We start from the raw sequence: 23,290 nt of genomic DNA, 5'->3' as shown, positions 1-23,290 counted from the left end.
TTGCCCTTCTTTAAGGTTTACAAATCGGATAACATTTTTACATCTTTTTCAGATAATTCGGAAAGTATTTTAGTTCCAGAAACGGAGTCTATTTTCTTTATTTTCTCAGGTGTTAGATTTACTTTTACATCGTTTTGAAGCAACAATATAGCTTCTTCTAAAGAAACTCCAGTGGGCGTGTTTTTAGAAACTAATTCTTCATGTGTAATTTCAACTTTTAATTGAAACCCTCTACGAGGCTTGGCATCATTTATATGTTTTTCAAAATATTTTATAAGCTGTTTTAGAGTATCTGGCTTATTAAGTTTTAGTTGATACTCTTCTTTTGAGATACCACTATATTGGTATAATTTTTCAATAGTATTTTTATCTATTGATTGCATTGTGGGTAATTCAACTTGAGAACCTTTAGTTAGATCTTTATTAAAATTCTCTATAACATTCTTTGCCTGATCGGAAGTTTTTGCGGTTTCTTGCGTTTTTTTTGTTTTTGAGTTTCTTGTGTTTTTGGTGTTTTTTGTATATCTGTAATAGTAGATTTGGGGCTTTTTGAATCTTCTTTGCAAGCATAACATACAAATAGTAAAACTACTACAAACACGTAATTTTTCATGCTATTCTAAATTTTTAATGATTGCTTTAGCAAAAGCTATTAGATCTTTATCATTATAAAAACAAGGCATTTTAGTATTGCTTTGGTATGTAACCATAATAACAAATGTTATATTATTATAACGTATGTGTAAATCTTTATTACTTGTGCTTAATGATTTTAACTCTGTACGATGTACATCAAAAAAAGCAGCATCACCAAGATTGGACACATCTGATATAACTCCTTTTTTATAGTTATTCTTCTTTAAATTATAGTGCATTTCGGCAAGCATTGCTGATTTTTTGTTTGTAAACTGAATTTTAATATCCTGTTTATGCTTATCACCTTTTGTTACAAAACTGTAAATACAGCCTCTACTATTGTATTCAGGTAATTTTGAGTCTGTAAAACACAATGAAGAGTAATCACCTTTTTTAAAGAAGGTATCACAATTAAAATCTATAACTTTATCATAAGATTTTTTATTGGTTTCTGTTATAACTCCATTTTTTTCTGTAGTTGATTTAGAGGTATCTTTTTTACAGTTACTTAAAAGTGTAAAGCAAATTAATGTAAATATTAGGTTTTTCATTATTAAATTATTTTTAAAAATTAGTCCTGTTTAATTAATTTTAAAACTTGGACTTTTAATTGAAATTAAAGGCTAAACAGCATTAATTTGACACAATTATAGGTTCGTTTGTAAATATACCTTTTAGACGCATCGTTTCATTATTTTGTGGATTTGTAAGCGTTACATCATATGCTCCAGAAGTTAATTTGCTAGTTTTATCGCATTTAATTAATTCAATATTATGATTATAAATATCATCTACTGAAATAAATAATTCATTATTCGAATTAAGAGCTGAAACGTAAAAATATCTACATTCAGTATTAGAAATGGCTGTTTCAAAGTTAGTAGTATACTCTCCCAAAATTACATTTTCAGCATTTTCATCATTATTGTAAAATATAAAGTTTACAAATGTTTTGTCTGATAAAGTGATGCTTATTGATAATCCATAGCCTTCTTCTCCTGGTTCCACAGAACTTAAATTGCTTAAAAAAGCTGGTGTTTTACTAGCTATACTCTGTATTTCTCCATTAATTTCTACATTGTGAGTATTATTAACATGACTTCCTAAATCTTCTTTATCATTATTACATGACATAAAAAATGTAACAATAAGGCCTATAATTAGTGTTGTTTTAATTTTCATATTGGTTATTAGCTTGATAATTTATTTTTTAATTATTAATTCTGCTTTATTAATTTTAAGACTTGGATGTTTAGATGAAATTAAAACGGCTTTAAAAGCATAAGTAGCATCTTCCTCTATTTTTAGCTCGTGGTTTTTACCTGTAAAACTCCAATTGGTTTTGTCCATAAGTGCTGTTTTTACTTCTCCAATAGTAATATTTTTTTTTGTTGGGTCAATATCTATTTGAGAAACCTCAACACCATTTTTAAATATTTTTAGTCTAAATCTTAGGCTTACGGTTCCCTTATATTCCATATCCATATCAGACCAAAAAGTAATTTCATCTCCTTTTTTCAAGTCTAGAGTTGCTTCTTTAAAAATAAAATTATTCTTTGTGCTAAGCTTATTAATATCTAGCCTTGCAATTTCTTCTCCAGTTAAACTACACCCCATTAAAAATAGCGGTAGTATAAATCCTAAAACCAGCTTTTTAAAGCTGTTATTGACCAATGTTATTATAATCACTTGAGTTTATTTTTAAGTTAGAGTTTTCTATTGATAAGCAAGTCATTGTTATGGTTTGCGGCCTTCTTTTAGATGTGTCAATCATTACCATTTCCATAGCCCAACCATCTAAGTCTTTCATCCATTGATTGTTTGTTTTTTTGTCTTGCTTTATTTTATAAAAATCACTTGGAAATCTAATATCAACCTCTTTGGTTACCCAAATTGTAGCTGTCATATCTTCACCAACCATTTTATAGACTTTACAGTTATAACCTAATATGATTTTAGTTTTACCAGTTTCAGTAATTTCAAATTTTTCTTCTTCCCTATCAGACTCATCTGTTTTGAAAGAAACACCTATTTTTATTTTTTGACCTTCGCTTTCTATAAAACTGAACATAGCTTCACGGTCTACATCAAAAACAGTATAATTTTTACCTTTTATTCTTTTATCATTAATTTCTGCACATAAGAAATTTCCAGAATCGGGTAAATAATATGCAATATCCATGACTTCTTTTCCAGACTTTATTTGCATTTCTGCTTTATGGCTAAATACATAACTCGCTTTTGGAGCTACATTTGAAATACTTGGAAAACTTGTAGTCTTTTTATTTTTACTTTTTTTATTGAATGCAGAATCAAAAGCTTTTTCGGTTTCTTTTTGAGTTTTTTGCTCAGCTTTTCGTTCTATGGTTTTTTCTGCTGCATTTTCAATTTTCTGGCCTAACTTTTTTAAAAATTGGGCATTTACCGATACTGAAACACATAGAAACAAAACGGTTAACAACGCTATTTTTTTCATAGTATGATATTTAATTACTGCTTTTAACAATTTTTATTGTCTTAATTTTTTGATTAGAGTAAACATTAATAAAATAGACTCCAGACGGTAAGTTTGAAACGTTAATATTAGTTTTTAAAGCATTTACATTACTAATAATCCATACTATGTTTCCTAAAGTATTGAAAATTTCAATTTTTGCTATTGGATGTTTTGCTTTAAGATTTAACTCGTCTTTAACCGGATTTGGGTAGTAATTAAACGCATCTACAATAAATTCATTTTGAGATAAAACGTTTTGATATATTGCAAGTGTAAAGTTAAGATCGCAATCTCCTTTACCTTTACAGGCTAAAGGTATTTTATTTATGCTTATGTAATATAATGCTCCAGATTGCAGAGCGCTGATATAATTTTCACCAGATCCTCCACAATCTATTTCGTTAGTACCAAGACAATCATCATAAATGGTATAGTTTTGTATACCGCCTCCTTCTAGATATAAATATATATTTCCTGATGCTGGTGCAACAAATTTATACCAAACATCTTGGTGGTTTGAATCACAGGATGAACTTACACCCGAATTTGTAGCAAAGTCCGTAGAACTTGACACCTGCGTGCCAAAAGTTAAATTTATTGCTCCTGAGCAGTCATCGTTTGAAGAGGTTTGCGAAAAAGACTTAAAACTAATTAGTGCTATAACAATTAATGAATACGTAATTTGTTTCTTCATTATTTTTAAAAAATAGAGTTGTGTTAATATAAATTTAGACACAAATCTATTGGAAAGTTATTTTTGAAAAGGTAGAATGGAGTAATGATTATAAGAGTAGTTGCGACATTTCGCGAATTGACCTCTTGTAGTAATGGTGATACTAGCTAGTTAGCCTTAATATAATCTTGTAAGGAGTTTCGTTATATTTTGCTTGAAAAGCACGTTCAAAACTTTTTTTAGACCCAAAACCACATGCTTTTGCAATTTCTTCAATAATTAAATTTCTAAATAACTTGTCATTTTGAATACGGTTATAAGCATAATCAACCCGTAAATCATTTATAAATACTGAAAATGATTTTTTGTATTTATCATTAATATATTGACTTAAGTAGCGCTCTGATTTTATGTCGTTATCCAAACAAAATGTTTTTCGTGTAATGTTTGGTTTTAAAAATAACTGTTGCTTAATAAATTGTTTAATTGCAATTTCTATCTTATCAATTTCACTATCGCTAATAACAATTTTTTTACCAGGAGTTTTTTCATCCTTATAATTAAATTTAAATTTCTCGATCTTACGTCTAAAAACAAAGTAAAAACCTAATGCAATTATAAGAATGAAAATAGAACCATAAATTAAGTTGCGTTTTAGATTTTTAGATTTAATAACTTTTAGCTCTCTGTTTTTTTCAAGTGTATAAAGGTCTCTATATTTTTCTATAGAAAAATTTAAAGTGTCATTTTCTGCTTCATTATATATTTTATGGTAAGTATTAGCCTTTTCTTGGTTTCCTAGTTTTTCGTACACATCTATTAGTTTTTTTGACGCAGCTTTAATTTGTTCAGGGTCTTTAGTTTCAAAGGTTAAGTTTAAAAATTCATCAAAATAGGTTGTAGCTAATAACAATGAGTCTTGCTTAACTAAACATGATCCAATCATGGAATAGGCTAAACTTTTGTTATTTAAAAAACTCGTACTATCCTTAATTATTTTAAAATTCTGTTGTTTGCAGATTTCGTAATTTTTATTAAAAAAATGATATTGAATATCTATGTGGTCTTTTAATTTTGGGTGTACATTTAAACTTTTATCTTGTGTTAACTTATAAGCTTCAGAAAATGCAAAACCAGCACTAATGGAGTCTTTCCGCTCTATAAATAATTGTGCTAATAAAACGTGTGTTTTTATGTTAAAAGAAGTGTCTAGATTATGTTTTATTACCAAATCAAAATAACTAATAGATTTATCATAATCTTTTATTGCAGAATACACACATGCAATCATGAAATTAAATCTCACTTTTTGCGCTTCGTCATTTATGCTATCCAGGGATTTAAAAGCCTGTTTTAGGGCTTGATTATAATCACCTTGTACAAATAAAACTTTTACCAACTGGTAATTTAGCTCATTTCTATCTTGTTTTCCTTTGACTTTTTCTAAATTGGTTTGAATGTATATTTTAGCCGAATCTAGTTTTGCTAGTGAAATATAATTATTTATTTTTTGCAGAATTGAGTCTGATTCTTGACCAATAGTAAGATTTGTAGCTAAGCTTAAAAAAGCTATTAATATAAGTTTAGGTGCATTCATTCTGAACAAAAATCGTATTACTTTATTAACTAACCAATAATATAATTGATTTTTATTAAGAAGAATGCATATTCTATTAATCTTAGGGTAATATTTTAGATGGGACAATCATAACCCTATCATGGCACTTACAAATGATGTCTAATAATTTCCAATAAAATAAGCAATATATTCAGGAATCTTCGTTCCTAAATAATATGGCAAATTCATAAGTTTATAAGGTTTTTTTGATTTGGAGTTTTATGATTTTCAATATTAAATACACCAGCATATATACGCACTGCATAATTATTATTTGTGCGTTCTATAAACTCGTGCAAAGATTTTAACGTTCCGGTTGGACCCGATTTTATTCCTATAGGAATCACCTTATTTTTATATTGATACACCAAATCTACTTCTGATGAAGCTTGCGCCTTTTCGCGTACCCAAAAATGTGGTGTATGATTATTAATGGTGTTTAATGACAAAAACATATCCTTTGTAACGGAATAAGAGCTGTTTTTGCATTTTATTGTAACAAAATAAGGGTATTATTCTTAACGTAAGCCTTTCACCTTTTACACCGACAAACAAATAATCATATATTTACCAAATGTTTTTAAACCCAACCTTTAATAAACTAAACAAATTGCCATTACTAATGGCCTTGTCTAGTCTATTGTTTTATTGGGCATTTGCATATAATTTAGTAAGAACAGATTATATAAAGCTCATCATGCTCTACATAGGCGTGTTTGTTTTATTCTATAATATTATTAATCATTTAAAGCACAACACAAAAGCCTTAACCTATTTAGCTTTTGGGTTTCGAGCGGTATTCATATTGGCTATTCCCAATTTATCGCAAGATTTTTACCGTTTTATCTGGGATGGCCGAATGATTTTAGAAGGCATAAACCCCTATTTGCACACCGTAGAATATTTTATAAACGCCGGCAAATATCCAGTTGCTCAAGCTTTAGAACTTCGTGCAGGTATGGGCGATTTAAACGCTAGCCATTTTACCAACTACCCGCCAATAAACCAACTTTGTTTTACTATTGCTGCCTTGTTTGCTAGTAAAAGTATTTTAGGCTCGGTTATCGTTATGCGCTTGCTTATTATTGCTGCCGATTTTGGAACACTTCACTACGGCTCTAAACTTTTAGAAAAACTTAAACTTCCGGGGCACCACATATTCTGGTATATTTTAAATCCGTTTGTTATAATAGAACTTACAGGCAATTTGCATTTTGAGGGTGTTATGGTGTTCTTTCTAGTTTGGAGCATGTATTTACTTTTCTCGAACAAATGGGTGCTTGCAGCGGTTGTTTTTGCGCTTTCTGTGGCTACAAAACTTATTCCGTTATTGTTCTTACCCTTATTTTATCAGTGGTTTGTTTTTGGCGATTGGAATATCGTAAAAAAAACATCCCAAGAAGCCGCCCACACGCCAAATCAAAACAAGTTAGATTTGTTGCCAACTCCTCGTTATAATTTCTGGAAAGGTATGACAAAACTAATTGCTTTTTACGCCGTAGTTATACTAACCACAGTCCTACTTTTTGCGCCTTTTTATTCTTCAGAATTTATAAATAATTACAGTAAAACAGTTGCTTTGTGGTTTGGTAATTTCGAGTTTAATGCGAGCTTATATTATATAGCTAGAGAAATTGGCTATTTATTTAGAGGCTATAATGAAATTGCAATTATTGGCAAAGCGGCCTCTATACTTGTGGTTTGTTTTGTTATAAGCTTGAGTTTTTTAAGAAAAAACAAAACCATGATACAGTTAATCACAGCTATGTTAATGGCACTTTCGTTTTACTATTTTACAGCTACAACAGTGCACCCTTGGTATATTGCAATGCTTTTAATTTTATCGGTATTTACCAAGTATAAATTTCCGTTGGTATGGAGTTTTGTTATTATTTTAAGCTATTTGGCTTATGTAAATGTAAACTCTATGGATAAATCTGAAAACCTATGGATAATTGGCTTAGAATATCTAGTGGTTTACGGCGTCTTTATTTGGGAAGTCTTTATAAAAAAGGCTCCCAGAGTTCTGGAAGCCTAAATTATTTAATGGCGCTAAACACCATTTAAACCATAAACAAATCTATAGCTTTTCTAACTTTGTAATGGTATTGGTTTCATCTTGATCGTCCATTCCATCTTCATCTTTTGTAAACGTAATAACACGATTAAAGGTGATTTTAAACTTTGCACCAATTAACTTTTCGTCTGCTAAATTAAAGACTTCTAAAACCTTATCATCTACTTTTTGAAAGGTTAATGTTTTCTCTTCGCCCTCTCTATCTTTAGTGATAAAGTTATAGCCATAGTCTTCTTTCCCATCGAATGTGGCATACACAAGTAACCCATCTTGATCTGCAACACTTACCAAATTGGCATGTAAATAGGCCTCACTTTTAAAGCTAGACAGCGATAAAAAAACCAATAATAAACCACTAAACACGATTAACTTTTTTGTTTTCATCTTTTTTACAATTTAAAATTTAACTAAATACTTTGTTTTAGGACTAACTAGAATTAATGTAAAAACACTTAAACCAGTCCATACATAAAACCACTAACTTGCAGCATTTTAATATACGATTTATTATAACATCTAGATTAGATTAAACCTGACAATTTTGCAATAAATAAATCTACAACCTCAATAACAATTAAGATAATAATAATCCACTCTAAGCGGCTACTTTCCTTATGATCCATAATATCTTTAAAGAGTTCTAGATTCTCTTTAATAATCTCTATACGGTCGTGAATTAGGCGGTATCTATCCTGTAAATCGAAGGTGCGTTTTAAATCTTGATTAAGCCTGTTGAGCTGTTCGTTTTCCCATGTTATTTCGGGCGAATCGAAAATATACAGGTTCTCTAAAATTTTATTTTTTATGTTGAGAATCTTACCTATAAAACGCTTTAACTTATTACCAGAAATATCCAGTTTCCCTTTTTCTTCAAGAAATAACGTGTGTTTGTTGGTTTCAATAAGCAATTCCTCCGTAATTTCAGAATAACGATCTAAGGCTACAGATTGTGAAATGTTTAATAATACCAAACGAATCATTTCTTCGTCTATACTTGGTAATATAACACTATCAAATTGGACTTGCTGTGTATTGGGTTGAATAAGAATCTCAACCGAATCTGATAATTTTTCAGTAAAATAATTGGTACTAAAAGGTTTTATTTCTTGTAATACGCCAGCAATTTCAACATCGGTCATGTTGAAAAAACTAACCATACCATACTGAAAAAAGTAAACAAATTGATTTTCTGAACTTTTATAATAAAGTTCGTCGCTATCTTGAAACACTAATTGCCACGGCAACTGGTGTTTACTAGTTTTTATATTGATAGCACTAGCTACTTGGTAAGCAACTACGGTATACATTTTATGCTATAAACTATGTGTATTAAATGGGTTTTAAACTTTGAACTACGTAAATAGGATTATCGTCATCACCTGCTTCTATAAAGGTAATTCTAAAATCCTTATCAATTAAAGATTCGTCATTTTGTAAATCATATTGCTTTAAAACGCGAGGGTGCACCTCTTCGAAGGCTAGCTCCTCACCGTTTTCAAACCAAAAATTGTAATAACCGTTTTTGTAAGATTTAAAAGCGGCAGTTCTCATAATAATTATATTTAATCGTTGTCTTCTGTATCTTCGTCTGCTAAATCTGGAGGTTGTACAGCTTCAGGATCGTTATTATCAAAATCTTCATAATCATCTTCATCATAATTCTCCATAGTTACCGATAATTTAGTACTTACTTTTACCAAATACTTAGTATCTTCTGTAATAACCTCGACAGCCTCAACAAGTTCGTTATGCTGATTTTTAAACGAGATTACATCATCGTCATCATAACCATCGGGATAACGTTCTACTAGCAAAGCTAAAATTTCTGGCGTCAATTTTTTAAAATCGACTATAACACGTTTTAAGTTACTATTTCTATTTTTCATTTTTCTTAAAGTTGGGGTTACTAGATGTTATAAATATACTATTTATGATTATTTAACACGAATAACATTGTAAAAATCTTTTCTTCTGTCTTTTAAATTTTTAACGGCACCAAAAGAATGTAGCTCTCGAAGCAAGCTTAAATCCACATCGGCAACCAATATCATTTCAGTATTTGGTGTGGCTTCAGCTTTTATACCATTACTAGGAAACGAAAAATCGCAAGGCGTAAATACGGCCGATTGCGCGTATTGAATATCCATGTTATTTACATTTGGCAAATTCCCTACACTTCCTGCAATAGCCACATAACATTCGTTTTCAATGGCTCTAGCTTGCGCACATAAACGCACACGAGAATATCCATTTTGAGTATCGGTTAAAAAAGGTACAAACAATATATCCATACCTTCATCTGAAAGTAAGCGCGATAATTCTGGAAACTCAGAATCGTAACAAATTAAAATCCCAATTTTACCACAATCGGTATCATAGGTTTTTAATGAATTACCTCGTTGCATACCCCAAACTTTAGCCTCGTCTGGCGTAACATGAATTTTTTCGTAACGCTCAAAACTACCATCTCGTCTGCACAAATAACCTACGTTATATAGCTTATCGCCAACAACTTCTGGCATACTTCCAGAAATAATATTAATGTTATACGATATAGATAACTGTTTTAGTTTATTAACTATAACCTCTGTAAATTCTGCAAGTTTTCTAATGGCTTCGGGTTCGTGCAAATGGTTAAACTCTGCCATTAAAGGTGCATTAAAAAACTCCGGAAACACTGCAAAGTCAGATCGATATGCTGCTACACTATCAATAAAATACTCCACCTGCTGCATTAAATCTTCCAAGGCTTTATATGGTCGCATTTGCCATTGGATTAAGCCCAAACGCACTACCGTTTTTACAGAAGCCGCTTTTCGTGTTGGTTTGGTATAGTAAATATTATCCCATTCCATTAATACGGCATACTCATTTGATGCTGTATCACCTTCCAAATAGCCTTTTAAAACTCTTACCGGATGAAAATCGTTAGAGATTTGAAAATTTAAAACAGGATCATGAATTTCCTTGCGCTTTACTTTTTCAATATAATCTTTAGGCGAAAACTCCTTGTGTTTATGGTAATTTGGCATTCTACCGCCAAATATGATGCTTTTTAAATTCAGGTTTTCACAGATTTCTTTTCTGTAGTCGTACAAGCGTCTGCCTAAACGCAAACCTCTATACTCTGGTTTTATAAAAACATCAATACCATATAACACATCGCCTTCTGGATCGTGATTTTTAAAAGATTCTCCTGCAATAATATCGGCGTAGGTATGGTTATCATCAATCTTATCGTAATCTACAATAAGAGACAATGCACAACCCGCAATATCGCCATCAATTTTTATAACCACTTGCCCTTCTGGGAACATAGAGGTTAATTGAATAATATGATCTTTTTTCCAATACGAATCTAGCACACCTGCATAAGACTCTAATGTGGCTTCTTTTAACTCTTGATAATCATCAACAGTTAAATATTTAAGCTCGATATTTTCTATTTTTTTTGCGTCCATGATTACTGACCTAAAAGGTAAGCAAAAATTAAAGGTGCAACAATAGTAGCATCACTCTCCACAATAAATTTTGGTGTATTTATATCTAATTTACCCCAAGTAATTTTTTCGTTTGGTACAGCTCCAGAATACGAACCATAACTTGTTGTAGAATCTGAAATTTGACAAAAATAGCTCCAAAACGGTGTGTCTGTGCGCTCCATATCTTGATATAACATTGGTACAACACAAATTGGAAAGTCGCCAGCAATACCACCGCCAATTTGGAAAAACCCAATACCTTTTGATGAGTTGTTAGTATACCAATCTGCTAAAAACGTCATGTACTCTATACCCGATTTCATGGTGCTTGCCTTTAAATCGCCTTTTAAAACGTAGCTAGCAAAAATATTCCCCATAGTACTATCTTCCCAACCTGGGCATACTATTGGCAAGTTTTTTTCGGCTGCAGCATACATCCAAGAATCTTTTAAATCGATTTCGTAGTATTGCTCTAACACTCCAGACAATAACATTTTGTACATATACTCATGTGGTAAATAGCGCTCACCTTTAGCTTCGGCATCTTTCCATATTTTATAGATATGCTCTTGTAAACGACGGAATGCTTCGTGCTCTGGAATACAGGTATCGGTTACACGGTTTAATCCTTTTTCTAACAAATCCCACTCATCTTGAGGTGTTAAATCGCGATAATTTGGTACACGTTTATAATGTGAATGTGCTACCAAATTCATGATATCCTCTTCTAAGTTTGCTCCTGTACAAGAAATGATATGCACTTTATCCTGACGAATCATTTCGGCAAAACTTTTACCTAACTCGGCAGTACTCATAGCACCAGCAAGCGATACTAACATTTTAGCACCAGACTCCAATTGTGCTTCATAGCCCTTAGCAGCATCCACTAAAGCAGCTGCATTAAAATGCAAATAATGCGTTTCAATAAATTGAGAAATTGGTCCTTTAGTAGTTGTCATCGTCAGTAAATTTTAAAGTATTCGTTTTTTGTTTTGGGTTTTCGTAATTGTTATCGTATTCAGCTTCTGCATCATCATTTACAAACTTATAGCTTAACATTTTATAATAAAGTTTAGCAGCTAAAAAGTCTGATGATTTTTCTTTTTTATTTGGGCATAATTCAACAATATCAAATCCTACCACGTTTTTCTCTTCAAAAACTTGTTTTAAGAACTCTAGGGTTTCATACCATAATAATCCACCTGGTTCTGGAGTTCCTGTACTTGGTAAAATTGAAGGATCGAAAGCATCTAAATCGAAAGTAATAAACACATTTTCTGTCATTTGATCGATAGCCGAATCCATCCAAGTATCATCTATTGCCATATCATGAGCAAAATAGGTTTTCTCCTCGTCCATTACCGTTTTTTCGATAATATCCATAGAGCGAATTCCTACCTGAATAAGGTTTGTATTCTGGCTTGCTTCGTAAACCGCACAAGCATGATTGCAAGTAGAACCATCGTACTCCTTTCTTAAATCGGCATGCGCATCAATATGCAATACCGTTAAACTAGGATACATTTCGTTAAAGGCACGAATAGTACCAATAGAAATTGAGTGCTCGCCTCCAAAAATAGTAACGAATTTATTTTTTTTAATATACTTTTTAGTGGCTTGATGCACCGCCTCAACCATGGCTTCTGGCGAAGCATCTTCTGTAACCGCATCAGCTAAAAACACACCTTGTTTATAAACTTCTGTTCCGGTTTCAATATCATAAAGCTCCATGTTTTCCGAAGCATCTAAAAAAGCCTTTGGGCCTTTATCGGCACCTTTTTGCCATGTACTTGTACCATCGTAAGGCACAGGAATTAAAACAATTTTTGCTTGCTCTAATTTTGCTAATTCTTCAGGAATCCCTGCGTATGTATTTTCCATTTGTTTATTCTTGTGTTTCAGATACAACGGTCGCTTCAGCTTTCGCAGAAGTGTTTTGAGTTTTGTTGTAACCTAGTATTTTTAGTAAGTCTTCACTTTTTTGTTGTTCTGCAAATAACTCTGTAGTAAGGTATCCATCGGCATCTCTATCAATTAAAATATGCTTTGGCGACGGAATTAAACAGTGCTGCAAACCTCCAAAACCACCTATGGTTTCTTGGTAAGCACCTGTGTTAAAAAACCCGATATACAATGGTTTATCTTTATTATATTTTGGCATATAAATGGCATTCATATGCTGCTCGCTATTGTAATAATCGTCGCTATCGCAAGTTAAACCACCTAGTAAAACACGCTCGTAACTATCTTGCCAACGGTTTACCGCTAATAATATAAAACGTTTGTTAATAGCCCAAGTATCTGGCAATGTTGTAATGAAAGACGAGTTTATCATGTTCCATTTTTCGCGATCGTTTTGTTGCTTTTGGTACAACACCTCGTAAATAGCGCCACCACTTTCGCCTACTGTAAAGCTTCCAAATTCTGTAAAAATGTTTGGTACATCTACGCCTTCTTCCTCGCAAGTTAATTTAATTTGATTGATAATCTCATCGACCATATACTCGTAATCAAAATCGAAAGCTAACGAGCTTTTAATAGGGAAACCGCCACCAATATTTAAACTATCCAATGTTGGGCAAATCTTTTTTAAGCTAGTATAAACCTTTAAACATTTTAAAAGTTCGTTCCAGTAATACGCATTATCACGAATTCCTGTATTAATAAAAAAGTGTAACATTTTAAGCTCTACTTTTTTATTATTAGCGATCTGGCTTTTATAAAAAGGCACAATATTTTTATATCCAATTCCTAAACGCGAGGTATAAAACTCGAATTTAGGCTCCTCTTCTGATGCGATACGGATACCAACATTAAATTTGCCATCAATTTCTTGCGATAGTAAATCGATTTCCTCGTAATTATCAATAATAGGAATGGCGTTTTTATGCCCATTATTAATTAAACGCGCAATATTAGTAACATACTGCGCACGTTTAAACCCGTTGCTTATAACAAAAGTATCGTTGGTAATTTTACCTTCCTCCTTTAAGCGCTCAACAATATCGATATCAAAAGCCGACGAGGTTTCAATATGGATTTCATTTTTTAAAGCTTCGTTTAAAACATGCTTAAAATGGCTACTTTTAGTGCAATAGCAATAATTGTATTTGCCTTTATAGTCGTGTTTCTCTATAGCATCTGCAAACCACTTTTTAGCACGCATAATATTGTTAGATATTTGCGGTAAATACGTGAATTTTAGCGGTGCGCCATACTGTTCTGTTAATTGCATTAAGTCAATATCATGAAAATGCAACTGCCCTTTATCAACTTTAAATTCGTCCTGAGGAAAATCAAAAGTCTGATTGATTAAATCAATATATTTTGTATTCAATGTTTTGTTTTAATAAATGTTAAAGATGTGATTGGTGTATTAACTACACGTTAAGCCAATAAAAAATTAACAATATCAAATACGAAATTCCTTTTGGGTTGTAGGCACAAAAGCATATTCATGCTGTATAGCATGTATAGGAGAAACGGAAGTGAGCTTTAAAATTCGGTCGCTTAATCTGTAAGCTGCTTTTGAGTATGACTTCCTAATTTTCAAAAGCCCGAACATAGAAACAGGTTTCAAAGTGTTCAGCTACTTTTTAAGTTTTAGTGCTTAAAAAACAGGGCAAATGTAATTTATTTTTTAATACGCCAAACTTTTTTTTACTTTTTTTAATGTTTTTTTATCGAGCAGCTACAATATTCATTGCCAAGGCATTACCACGCTCATTCCTGCAAGGTTTTTAAAACCTTGCAGGATCGCTTAGGTCGGGCTATACGTTTCAAGTCCTCAAAAATCCTATTTTTAAATAGGGTTTTCTGTGGGCTTTTCACTGCTATCCCTTACGCAAAAAACGTATACTATTAAAAACACCAACTTTGCCTTATGTTTGGTTATTATTTAAGAAAAAAGTCCCTTCAGGTTAAAAAACCTAAAGGGACTCATGTCTTATAACTACTTAAATTAAAATGCTCTACTTTAACTATTAAAGCATTTTAAGCGTGTTCAATTCTTGCTCTGTTAAGTGTTTCCAGCTACCACGAGGAATATCTTTTTTTGTTAAATGACCAATAGTTACACAGTCTAAACTAATAATATCGTAATGGAAATATTCGAAAATAGTACGGATTATAGTGTTTCCTGTATTCTTGATTTTTAAACCAATTTCTTTTTTTGATGCACCATCTATATAACTAATTTCCTCTACTTCAATTAGTTTTCCTTCTACCTTAAATCCTGCTTGAATCTTTTTTAAATCTTCTAGTTTTAGGTTTTTATCTAACTCGATATGAAATAAACGTGGCACACCATTTTTAGAGTTTGTAAATTTACTTGCCACGGCCTCATCGTTAGTAAACAATAATAAACCTTTAGAGTTTCGTCCTAAACGTCCTATGGGTTTAATACGCGATGATGTTGCGTTTGCAACTAAATCCATTACCGTACGGCCTTTACCTTCGCTTGTAGTAGTAGCGAAGCCCTTTGGCTTATTAAGAAGCACATAGGCTTTCTTTTCTGGTCTTATATTAGCACCATCGTAACGAACTTGGTCCGATAGTTTTACTTTATACCCCATTTCGGTAATTACTTTACCGTTTACCGTTACTAAACCAATAGCAATATGCTCGTCGGCTTCACGACGCGAACAAATACCAGAATTGGCTATAAATTTATTTAGCCTAATCTCGTCTGGGTTACTCGACTTTTTAGGTGCTGTGTTTGTTTTCTTTATAGGAGCATTTCCTCTAGCAAAACTTGTAGAGCGCGAGTTTCCACTGCCGCGTCCCGATGGCTTTCCTTTATCTTTATTGCCTTTATGCTTATTCATTACTTATTATTTTGTGCAAAGATATATCTAATAATTTACGATTAACGATTTTTGATTAACGAATTGTTGCTTAAGCGTTAAGGATTGAAGCGGATAGCCCACAGCCCGACGATAGGAGGTGCGAGGACTTGCAGCGAAAAGCCTGACCCTTGTGGTAACGCCAAAATAAATTAAATACGATTTAATATTACACTTACATCGATTAACAGGATACTAAATACGCCTGCTAAAATTATGAATTTCAATATATTATGCAATATTAAATACTGTATTTTGGTTCTCGATTTCCAGAGCATAAATAAAAAAATGAGCAATAGTATAAAGCTTAAATAAAAGAAATAATACATGTGCCCTACCTCGAAACGATACAAAAGTAAATAGGTTGGTATTAAGGTTAGTGCTGCTAGAATGGTAAGTAATATTTTAGACATTTTTTCGCCATATGCCACTGGAATAGTAACGTAACCTTGTGCTATATCGCCTTTTATGTTTTCTAAATCTTTAGTGAGTTCGCGCATAGAAATCATTAAAAACAGGAAAATAGCATGTACAAAAATTACGGTTTCGAAATTTTTATAATACATAAAAATGGCGAAAAATGGTGTAATAGTTAGTATTGCCGAGGTTAAATTGCCTATAAACGGCATTTTTTTAAGCTTATGTGAGTAAAACCAAATTCCGAAAATGTAAATGGAGAAAAACATTACAGCTTTAAACGACACGTAACTTGCCATGATTACCGCAATAAAATTTAGCACAAAATAAAATGATAGTTTGGTGTTTTGACTTACCAACCTATCCAACCTAGATTTTATGGGGCGGTTTATTAAATCTTTTTCGGAGTCGTAAAAGCTATTAATTATGTAGCCTCCTGCAATGGTTGCTGCAGATGCTAATACTAACATGAGTAAATTTAAATCTAGTACTACCTGTTTAACGGGAATATCATGAGCCAAAATATAAACGGCCGTTAAGTATTGGGCAATTACAACAATTAGAATATTGTAGCCTCGAACAACAGAAAACATACTGAAAAATTTAACGAGTATATGTTTCTGTTTTCTTGATAGCATATTAAAACGTAATTGGAAAGTTCCTGAAACAATTTTCAGGATAACAATTTAAATTGCTTAGAAATTATAAACGACTTCTAGCTTATAGTCGGACAGAGCTAATTTTGCCTTTTGGATATCTTCGGTAAAACCTAAAATATAACCACCACCACCAGAACCACAAAGTTTTAAGTAATAATCGTTAGTGTCTAATCCTTTTTTCCATAACTCATGAAATTGCTTTGGAATCATTGGTTTAAAATGACTTAAAACTACTTTTGATAATTGCTTAGTGTTAGAAAACAAGGATTTTACATCGCCTTTTAAAAAATCTTCTACGCATGCATCGGTATGTTTTATAAACTGATTTTTAAGCATTTTCCTGAACCCTTCTTGTTTCATGCTTTCCATAAACAAGCTTACCATTGGTGCTGTTTCTCCTATTATTCCGCTGTCTATTAAAAACACAGCGCCCTTACCAGAACTTTGTTGTGCTGGAATGCCTGTAGCTTCAATATTATCTTTAGAATTAATAAGAATTGGAATGCTTAAATAGCTATTTAAAGGATCTAAACCAGAAGATTTTCCGTGGAAAAAAGATTCCATAGAAGAAAAAATGGTTTTTAACTTTAAAAGTTTCTCTCTTGTTAAATTTTCTAGAACCGTAATTTTATCGAATGCATACTGGTCGTAAAGCGCAGCAACTAAAGCACCACTACTACCAACGCCGTAACCTTGCGGAATTGAAGAATCGAAATACATCCCCGAATTTACATCGGCTTGTAAACGATCGTTATCAAAACGAACAATATTAGAATCTATACCTTGAATATGAGCAGCAAAACGTTTTAAACTTTCGTTTGATTTGACTGCTACATCTGAAGGATTTTCATCTTTCTTTAAAGCGCCATTATAGAAGCTATATGGAATAGATAAACCTTTGGAATCCTTAATAATTCCGTACTCTCCGAAGAGTAAAATTTTTGAATAAAATAGAGGTCCTTTCATAAAAGATACTTTGTTTGGGCAACGCGTTTAACAAATATACGTTTTTTTTAAACAAAAAAACATTTGCATTTTATACTTTACTAGCCCCCAAACCAATAACATCGCAAATATACTGTCCATTTTGACAATATGCAACTAATTCATTCTGAATGAATTCTAACACCGAAGTAGCCTCATTCTCTGGGTACAGCACATGTACATTTGCTCCAGCATCTAAAGTAAAACATACTTTTGATCCTGAAGTCTTTCTATATTCCCAAATTTTATTAATAATTTCTAAGGTATTGGGTTTCATTAAAATAAAATACGGCATGCTTGTCATCATCATAGCATGAAGCGTTAATGCTTCGCTTTCAACAAGTGCTATAAATGCATCTAGATCGCCTTCCTTCAAAATAGAAATTATATCTGAAAGGTTTTTATTAGCCTGTTTAAAACGCTCTTGAGCAAACGGGTGCCCATGCATTAAATTATGACCAACAGTACTGCTTACCTGCTTTTCGCCTTTATCGACCAACAAAATAGTGTCTTGATAGTTTTTAAAGTTTGAATGCACTTGACAAGGATATTTTACACCGAATAAATCTGAACTACCTTCGATGTCTTTATGCTTACCCCAAACAACCAAATCGCCTTCTAAACTTCTGCATGCGCTTCCTGAACCTAAACGCGCTAAGAATGATGCTTTTTGGATGAAATAATCATCAAAATAATCTTCTGTACCAAATTCTTCTTCAATACTCATTAAACACAAGGCTAAAGCACTCATGCCCGACGCCGAAGATGCTATGCCAGAACTATGCGGAAACGTGTTTGTGGTTTCTATTTTAAAATGATAATCTTTTAAAAACGGCAAGTAAACTTCTATACGTTTAAAAAAGGTTTCAATTTTTGGTTTAAAATCGCCCTTTTCCTCATTATCTAGAAACACATCAAACGAAAAACCACTAGCATCCTCTTTTTTAGAAAAGCTAACTTTAGTTGTGGTTTTACAATGGTTTAGGGTAAAACTTATAGATGGGTTTTCTGGAATTTGATGTTCCTTTTTTCCCCAGTATTTAACTAGCGCGATATTACTTGGTGACGACCAGGTAAAACTTCCGTTGTCAATTGAATTTGTATATTTTTTTGGAATGAAATGTTCTTCTACCATAAATTAATTATCAGCTGACAAAGATAATAACTTTACCATAGTTTTATAATTTCTTGCTGTAGCTGTAATTTTTAATTTTCGTTCGAAAAAATTATTACTGCATTTAGCCCTCCCATACCCCACAGAACTGTAAAAATAGATGGCCTTGTTAGTTATATGAAAAGTTTCATTTGAAAAGGATAATTTTAAAACATCCTCTACTAGTTTTTCATCAGGCTTACTATATAGCAACATGAAATAACTTTTTTCCTTCTGCTCTTCTAAAAACGGGCAACTATCAAAAACGTATTGCAATTCTTTTGGAGTTAGTACTAAAACAGGCACTTCGAACCCAAAATGAGATTTAATTGCATTATGAATTGTTGTTTCTAAACTTGCTTTTGCTCCTTCTGAAGATTGAAAAAACACATTACCAGTTTGTATATAAGTTTGAACATTTACTAAGCCTTCTTTTGAAAGTAAATCGCTTAGTTCGGCCATTGGGATTTTATGCTTCCCACTAACGTTTATGCCTCTTAAAAGTGCGATGTATGTATTCATTATTTTGTTTTAATAAGAATAGTAGAACTAGAGAACCTATTGCGCAATATTTTTTGCAGCAATGTAAGCGCCTGTCCATGCATTTTGAAAATTAAAACCGCCAGTAATAGCGTCTACATTTATTACCTCGCCTGCAAAATATAAGTTTTTAACACGTTTGCTTTCAAAGGTTTTAAAATCAATTTCTTTAAGATTAATACCTCCTGCGGTAACAAACTCTTCTTTAAAAGTACTTTTACCATCTACCTTAAAAATAGCTTGGGTTAGCTGACCTGCTAAATTCTCTAATTTTTCTTTATTTAAATCGGCCCAACGGGTTTCCATTTCCATGCCCGAAGCTAATACCAACTTATGCCATAGTCGCTTAGGAATATCAAATTGTGTAGACTTAAATACCGTTTTTTTTGCTAAATCCTGTTTAAGCGTTTTTAAAACCTCCAAACAATCATTAAACGTTTGCCTTATAAAATTAATTTCTATTTGAAATTTATAATCTCGTTTTGCTAATTCTAAAGCTCCAAATGCCGATAGTTTTAAAATAGAAGGCGCGCTCATACCCCAATGTGTAATTAACAAAGGCCCTTCGCTCCACAAATTAGTATCTAACACCTTTACCTCAACATCTTGAGCGACCACACCCGGAATATCCTGTATGCGCTCGTCTTTTATATTAAACGTAAACAATGAAGGTACTGGTTGCGAAATGGTATGCCCTAAAGGCTCTAAAAGATTCCAAATTTTAGGATTACTACCAGTAGCTATTAACAGCTTATTGGTTAAAAAATCGCCTTGAGAGGTTTCAATTTTAAATTGTTGGTCTTGAGGATCAATAGCTTTTACAATATGGCTATAAAATACCTCAACCTGATGCTTTTCTGCTTCATTTAAAAAGCAGTTAATTATGGTTTGCGATGAATTGGAGACTGGAAACATTCTCCCATCGTCCTCTATTTTGAGTTCGACACCATGTTTTTCAAACCACTCAATAGTATCGCCCGTCATAAACTGATGAAACGGACCTAAAAGTTCTTTTTCGCCTCGCGGATAGTTTTGAGTTAATTCTTTAGGAATAAATTCGGCATGCGTTACATTACAGCGTCCACCACCAGAAACTTTCACTTTCGCTAAACCTTCTTTGCTACGCTCTAAAATGGCAACTTTTAAATTTGGATTTTGTTCTGCAATATTAATGGCTGCAAAAAAACCTGCAGCGCCACCACCTACTACAATAACGTCTTTAAACGTCATATTCTATCTGGATAATCAGAAATTATACCATCAACACCATAAGATTTTATACGCTCTAAAGGCTTTAAATTATTTACCGTAAACGCAAACACTTTAAATTCTTCTTTTAATTCTGCAACAACCTCTTCTGTTAACATGGTGTAATCGACATGAATACTAACCGCTTTTATGGTTTTTGCAAAAGTTACAGCTCTATTTAAATTTCTGTCTGTAAGTACACCTAAAGGAATTTTATCATTTATGTCGTAAACTTCTTTTAGCAAATCTTCTTGAAAACTAGACACTAAAATATTACTATAGGCCCAACCTTTTTTATCCACATAAAATGTAATAATTCTAGCTGCCTCCTTAGCGGTATCTTGACCTTTAAGCTCTATATTTAATAAGCACTTGTTATCCACAAAAGCTAAAACTTCTGCTAAAGATGGTATTTGATACGTCCCCTTCGTTTTAAGTTTTTTTAAAGCGTTAAGTGAATGTTGAGCAACCTCTCCAGTACCATCGGTAATTCTATCTACAGTGAAATCGTGAAAAACAACTAACTGACCCGTAGCACAACGATGCACATCTATCTCAATGCCATCAACCTTTAAACTAAGGCCTTTTTTAATAGATTCTAAAGTGTTTTCGGTTAAATGCCCTTTGGCTCCTCTATGTCCGATTTTTAAAATATTACTTGTCATTTTTAATAGGTCTTATTAATCCTTCTTGAGCCACTGTGGCTATTAATTTACCATCTCTAGTAAAAATATTCCCTCTTGCAAATCCTCTAGCGCTCGATGCACTAGGAGATTCCATAGTATAAAGCAGCCAGTCTGAAAAATCGAATTCTCTAAAAAACCACATGGAGTGATCTAAACTAGCTGTTATTGTATTACCCCAATGCGCTTTACTTGCATGTGGGTTTAATGTTGCTGTTAAAATATTATAATCCGAAATATAAGTTAAAATTTGCTGTTTTGTTGCCAAATCCAGCCCTTTAACATCTCCTTTTAATTTAAACCAAACATCATAATTTGGTGGTAAATCTTTTTTATCTAACGGATTTACAAAGGTCGTTGGTTTAAACTCAATAGGGCGCTCAATTGACAAAAAAGATTTTATTCCTTTAGGTAAATTTTCGCCATATTTCTCATACATATCCGTCCAACTTAACAACTCTTCTGGTTGTTTTATATTCGGTTTTAATTCAATTTGATGATTGTAACCCGCTTCCTTTTTATGAAAAGATGCCGATAAAATAAAAATAGTCGTTTCCTTTTGATGCGCTGTAACACGTCTTACCGAAAAACTACCGCCATCTCTAACAATACTTACATTATAGGTTATTGGGAGTTCTAAATCGCCTGCCTCTAAAAAATAAGCATGCATGGAATGTAAAACTCTTTGATTTGTAATAGTACGACTTGCCGCATTTATAGCTTGAGCCAAAACCTGTCCTCCAAATACAATAGGACTTCCAATAGTTTTGCTAACCCCGTTAAATTCGTTATCGCCTATTTTTTCTAATACTAAAAGTTTTAATAAGTCGTTAACTGTGGTCATATCTTACTTTAAATTAATCAATACATTATAATATCAAAAATATGTGTGTAAATTTACCACTATAAATTTTGACTACCTAAAATGAATAAACTTCTAATTCTATTTTTCCTGATTATTTCTAGCTGTGATACCGGTAAACTAAATATTATCACAGATCTTCCTAAAACCCTAAACGAGGTTTCTGGAACCGAAACTACCCAACAAACCAATTTAATTTGGATGTTAAATGATAGTGGCAACAAAGCTAGAATTTACGGCATAAATAAAAAAGGAAATATTGAAAAAGAATTAAAAATTAATGCTAAAAACCATGATTGGGAAGATTTAGCATCGGATCATGTAGGAAACATTTACATTGGAGATTTTGGTAATAATCAAAACAAAAGAACAAATCTTACAATATTGAAAGTTAATGCTGAAGATTTAGATAAGGATAGTAAAATTGACATAGAACGCATATCGTTTAAATACCCAAAACAAGATAAATTCCCGCCCAAAAAGAAACAGATGTTCTTTGATTGCGAATCGTTTTTTTACTACAACAATAGCTTACACCTGTTTACCAAGAGCAGGGTTCGTGGTAATTTTGGAAAAACAGATTTATACAAAATACCAGCAACTCCAGGACACCATGTTGCAGAATACATCAATTCATTTAACTCTTGTGACGATTCTGGTTGTTGGATTACTTCGGCTGATATTAGTGATGATGGTAAACACGTGGTGTTACTTTCTCCTAAGGCGGCTATTGTTTTTTCTAATTTTACCTCAGATGATTTTTTTACAGGAGAAGTTAAACGCTATGATTTTACTTTCGACTCGCAAAAGGAAGGTGTTTGTTTTACCGACAACAATACGCTTTTAATAACCGATGAAAAAGCTCATGGTGCCGGCGGAAACTTATATAGCTTTAGCTTAAATTAATCTTGAAAAGT

At 32.4% G+C, this 23,290-nt stretch carries 26 protein-coding genes; 2 read left to right on the top strand and 24 right to left on the bottom strand.

Translation table 11 applies throughout. The annotated features are described in order from the left end of the window. Positions 1-17 precede the first annotated feature (17 nt). The 8 genes from AAFN75_RS09950 to AAFN75_RS09915 all read right to left on the bottom strand — a co-directional run bounded on the left by AAFN75_RS09950 (position 18) and on the right by AAFN75_RS09915 (position 5,873). Positions 18-383, bottom strand: a complete 366-nt coding sequence (locus tag AAFN75_RS09950) for a hypothetical protein (RefSeq protein ID WP_411806194.1) — start codon at positions 381-383, stop codon at positions 18-20. A 231-nt stretch (positions 384-614) separates the two neighbouring features. Continuing rightward, positions 615-1,187, bottom strand: coding sequence for a hypothetical protein (locus AAFN75_RS09945; protein ID WP_411806193.1), 573 nt, complete (start codon positions 1,185-1,187; stop codon positions 615-617). Between the two features lie 82 nt (positions 1,188-1,269). Next, positions 1,270-1,770: a hypothetical protein gene (locus AAFN75_RS09940; RefSeq protein WP_411806192.1), complete on the bottom strand. Its 501-nt coding sequence runs from the start codon at positions 1,768-1,770 to the stop codon at positions 1,270-1,272. 69 nt (positions 1,771-1,839) lie between these two features. Next, positions 1,840-2,325: a hypothetical protein gene (locus AAFN75_RS09935; protein ID WP_411806191.1), complete on the bottom strand. Its 486-nt coding sequence runs from the start codon at positions 2,323-2,325 to the stop codon at positions 1,840-1,842. Then, positions 2,300-3,112, bottom strand: coding sequence for a DUF4412 domain-containing protein (locus tag AAFN75_RS09930; protein WP_411806190.1), 813 nt, complete (start codon positions 3,110-3,112; stop codon positions 2,300-2,302). The genes AAFN75_RS09935 and AAFN75_RS09930 overlap by 26 nt, the downstream gene beginning before the upstream one ends. A 10-nt stretch (positions 3,113-3,122) precedes the next feature. Continuing rightward, positions 3,123-3,827, bottom strand: coding sequence for a T9SS type A sorting domain-containing protein (locus AAFN75_RS09925; RefSeq protein WP_411806189.1), 705 nt, complete (start codon positions 3,825-3,827; stop codon positions 3,123-3,125). A 142-nt stretch (positions 3,828-3,969) separates the two neighbouring features. Further along, a complete protein-coding gene (locus AAFN75_RS09920; RefSeq protein WP_411806188.1) occupies positions 3,970-5,403 on the bottom strand; it encodes a helix-turn-helix domain-containing protein in 1,434 nt (477 codons plus the stop codon). Between the two features lie 206 nt (positions 5,404-5,609). Next, positions 5,610-5,873, bottom strand: a complete 264-nt coding sequence (locus AAFN75_RS09915; RefSeq protein ID WP_411806187.1) for a hypothetical protein — start codon at positions 5,871-5,873, stop codon at positions 5,610-5,612. A gap of 125 nt (positions 5,874-5,998) precedes the next feature. On the opposite strand from AAFN75_RS09915, the gene AAFN75_RS09910 reads away from it, so the two are divergent. Next, complete coding sequence (locus AAFN75_RS09910; protein WP_411806186.1) at positions 5,999-7,462, top strand: mannosyltransferase; 1,464 nt, start codon at positions 5,999-6,001, stop codon at positions 7,460-7,462. Between the two features lie 42 nt (positions 7,463-7,504). Here the strand turns inward: AAFN75_RS09910 and AAFN75_RS09905 are convergent, their stop codons facing one another. From AAFN75_RS09905 to AAFN75_RS09830, 16 genes are all read right to left on the bottom strand, one after another. Then, the gene (locus tag AAFN75_RS09905; protein WP_411806185.1) at positions 7,505-7,885 is read right to left on the bottom strand and encodes a hypothetical protein; all 381 of its coding nucleotides are present in this window, start codon (positions 7,883-7,885) and stop codon (positions 7,505-7,507) included. A gap of 137 nt (positions 7,886-8,022) precedes the next feature. Beyond that, positions 8,023-8,808 (bottom strand): RMD1 family protein, encoded by a 786-nt coding sequence (locus AAFN75_RS09900; RefSeq protein WP_411806184.1) that lies wholly within the window; start codon positions 8,806-8,808, stop codon positions 8,023-8,025. A 22-nt stretch (positions 8,809-8,830) separates the two neighbouring features. After that, on the bottom strand, positions 8,831-9,052 hold the full coding sequence (locus tag AAFN75_RS09895) for a hypothetical protein (protein WP_092847992.1): 222 nt from the start codon (positions 9,050-9,052) through the stop codon (positions 8,831-8,833). An 11-nt stretch (positions 9,053-9,063) separates the two neighbouring features. After that, complete coding sequence (locus tag AAFN75_RS09890) at positions 9,064-9,387, bottom strand: hypothetical protein (protein ID WP_298495043.1); 324 nt, start codon at positions 9,385-9,387, stop codon at positions 9,064-9,066. 48 nt (positions 9,388-9,435) lie between these two features. Beyond that, positions 9,436-10,962: a bifunctional GNAT family N-acetyltransferase/carbon-nitrogen hydrolase family protein gene (locus AAFN75_RS09885; RefSeq protein WP_411806183.1), complete on the bottom strand. Its 1,527-nt coding sequence runs from the start codon at positions 10,960-10,962 to the stop codon at positions 9,436-9,438. 2 nt (positions 10,963-10,964) lie between these two features. Further along, entirely contained in the window at positions 10,965-11,942 is a 978-nt protein-coding gene (locus AAFN75_RS09880) for a deoxyhypusine synthase family protein (RefSeq protein ID WP_298495037.1), read from the bottom strand. Further along, positions 11,929-12,864: an agmatinase gene (gene speB, locus AAFN75_RS09875; RefSeq protein ID WP_411806182.1), complete on the bottom strand. Its 936-nt coding sequence runs from the start codon at positions 12,862-12,864 to the stop codon at positions 11,929-11,931. The genes AAFN75_RS09880 and speB overlap by 14 nt, the downstream gene beginning before the upstream one ends. A 4-nt stretch (positions 12,865-12,868) precedes the next feature. Next, on the bottom strand, positions 12,869-14,320 hold the full coding sequence (locus AAFN75_RS09870) for an arginine decarboxylase (protein ID WP_411806181.1): 1,452 nt from the start codon (positions 14,318-14,320) through the stop codon (positions 12,869-12,871). Positions 14,321-14,966: 646 nt separating this feature from the next. Next, complete coding sequence (locus AAFN75_RS09865; protein ID WP_144115404.1) at positions 14,967-15,809, bottom strand: pseudouridine synthase; 843 nt, start codon at positions 15,807-15,809, stop codon at positions 14,967-14,969. 170 nt (positions 15,810-15,979) lie between these two features. Then, positions 15,980-16,882: a geranylgeranylglycerol-phosphate geranylgeranyltransferase gene (locus tag AAFN75_RS09860; RefSeq protein ID WP_411806180.1), complete on the bottom strand. Its 903-nt coding sequence runs from the start codon at positions 16,880-16,882 to the stop codon at positions 15,980-15,982. Between the two features lie 57 nt (positions 16,883-16,939). Continuing rightward, the gene (locus AAFN75_RS09855; RefSeq protein WP_411806179.1) at positions 16,940-17,869 is read right to left on the bottom strand and encodes a mevalonate kinase; all 930 of its coding nucleotides are present in this window, start codon (positions 17,867-17,869) and stop codon (positions 16,940-16,942) included. 70 nt (positions 17,870-17,939) lie between these two features. Continuing rightward, complete coding sequence (mvaD, locus tag AAFN75_RS09850; protein ID WP_411806178.1) at positions 17,940-19,022, bottom strand: diphosphomevalonate decarboxylase; 1,083 nt, start codon at positions 19,020-19,022, stop codon at positions 17,940-17,942. Positions 19,023-19,025: 3 nt separating this feature from the next. After that, positions 19,026-19,562, bottom strand: coding sequence for a DUF1697 domain-containing protein (locus AAFN75_RS09845; protein ID WP_411806177.1), 537 nt, complete (start codon positions 19,560-19,562; stop codon positions 19,026-19,028). 36 nt (positions 19,563-19,598) lie between these two features. Next, a complete protein-coding gene (locus AAFN75_RS09840; RefSeq protein ID WP_411806176.1) occupies positions 19,599-20,810 on the bottom strand; it encodes an NAD(P)/FAD-dependent oxidoreductase in 1,212 nt (403 codons plus the stop codon). Beyond that, a complete protein-coding gene (locus AAFN75_RS09835; protein WP_411806175.1) occupies positions 20,807-21,493 on the bottom strand; it encodes a glycerophosphodiester phosphodiesterase in 687 nt (228 codons plus the stop codon). The genes AAFN75_RS09840 and AAFN75_RS09835 overlap by 4 nt, the downstream gene beginning before the upstream one ends. Beyond that, entirely contained in the window at positions 21,483-22,355 is an 873-nt protein-coding gene (locus tag AAFN75_RS09830; protein ID WP_411806174.1) for an acyl-CoA thioesterase, read from the bottom strand. The genes AAFN75_RS09835 and AAFN75_RS09830 overlap by 11 nt, the downstream gene beginning before the upstream one ends. 81 nt (positions 22,356-22,436) lie before the next feature. Here AAFN75_RS09830 and AAFN75_RS09825 point away from each other — a divergent pair, with 81 nt between their 5' ends. After that, a complete protein-coding gene (locus tag AAFN75_RS09825; RefSeq protein ID WP_411806173.1) occupies positions 22,437-23,279 on the top strand; it encodes a hypothetical protein in 843 nt (280 codons plus the stop codon). The last annotated feature ends 11 nt before the right edge of the window (positions 23,280-23,290 follow it).

This window comes from Algibacter sp. AS12, from assembly GCF_046736315.1.
Taxonomy (GTDB): Bacteria; Bacteroidota; Bacteroidia; order Flavobacteriales; family Flavobacteriaceae; genus Algibacter_B; species Algibacter_B amylolyticus.
This window is presented reverse-complemented; position numbering and strand designations above follow the sequence as displayed.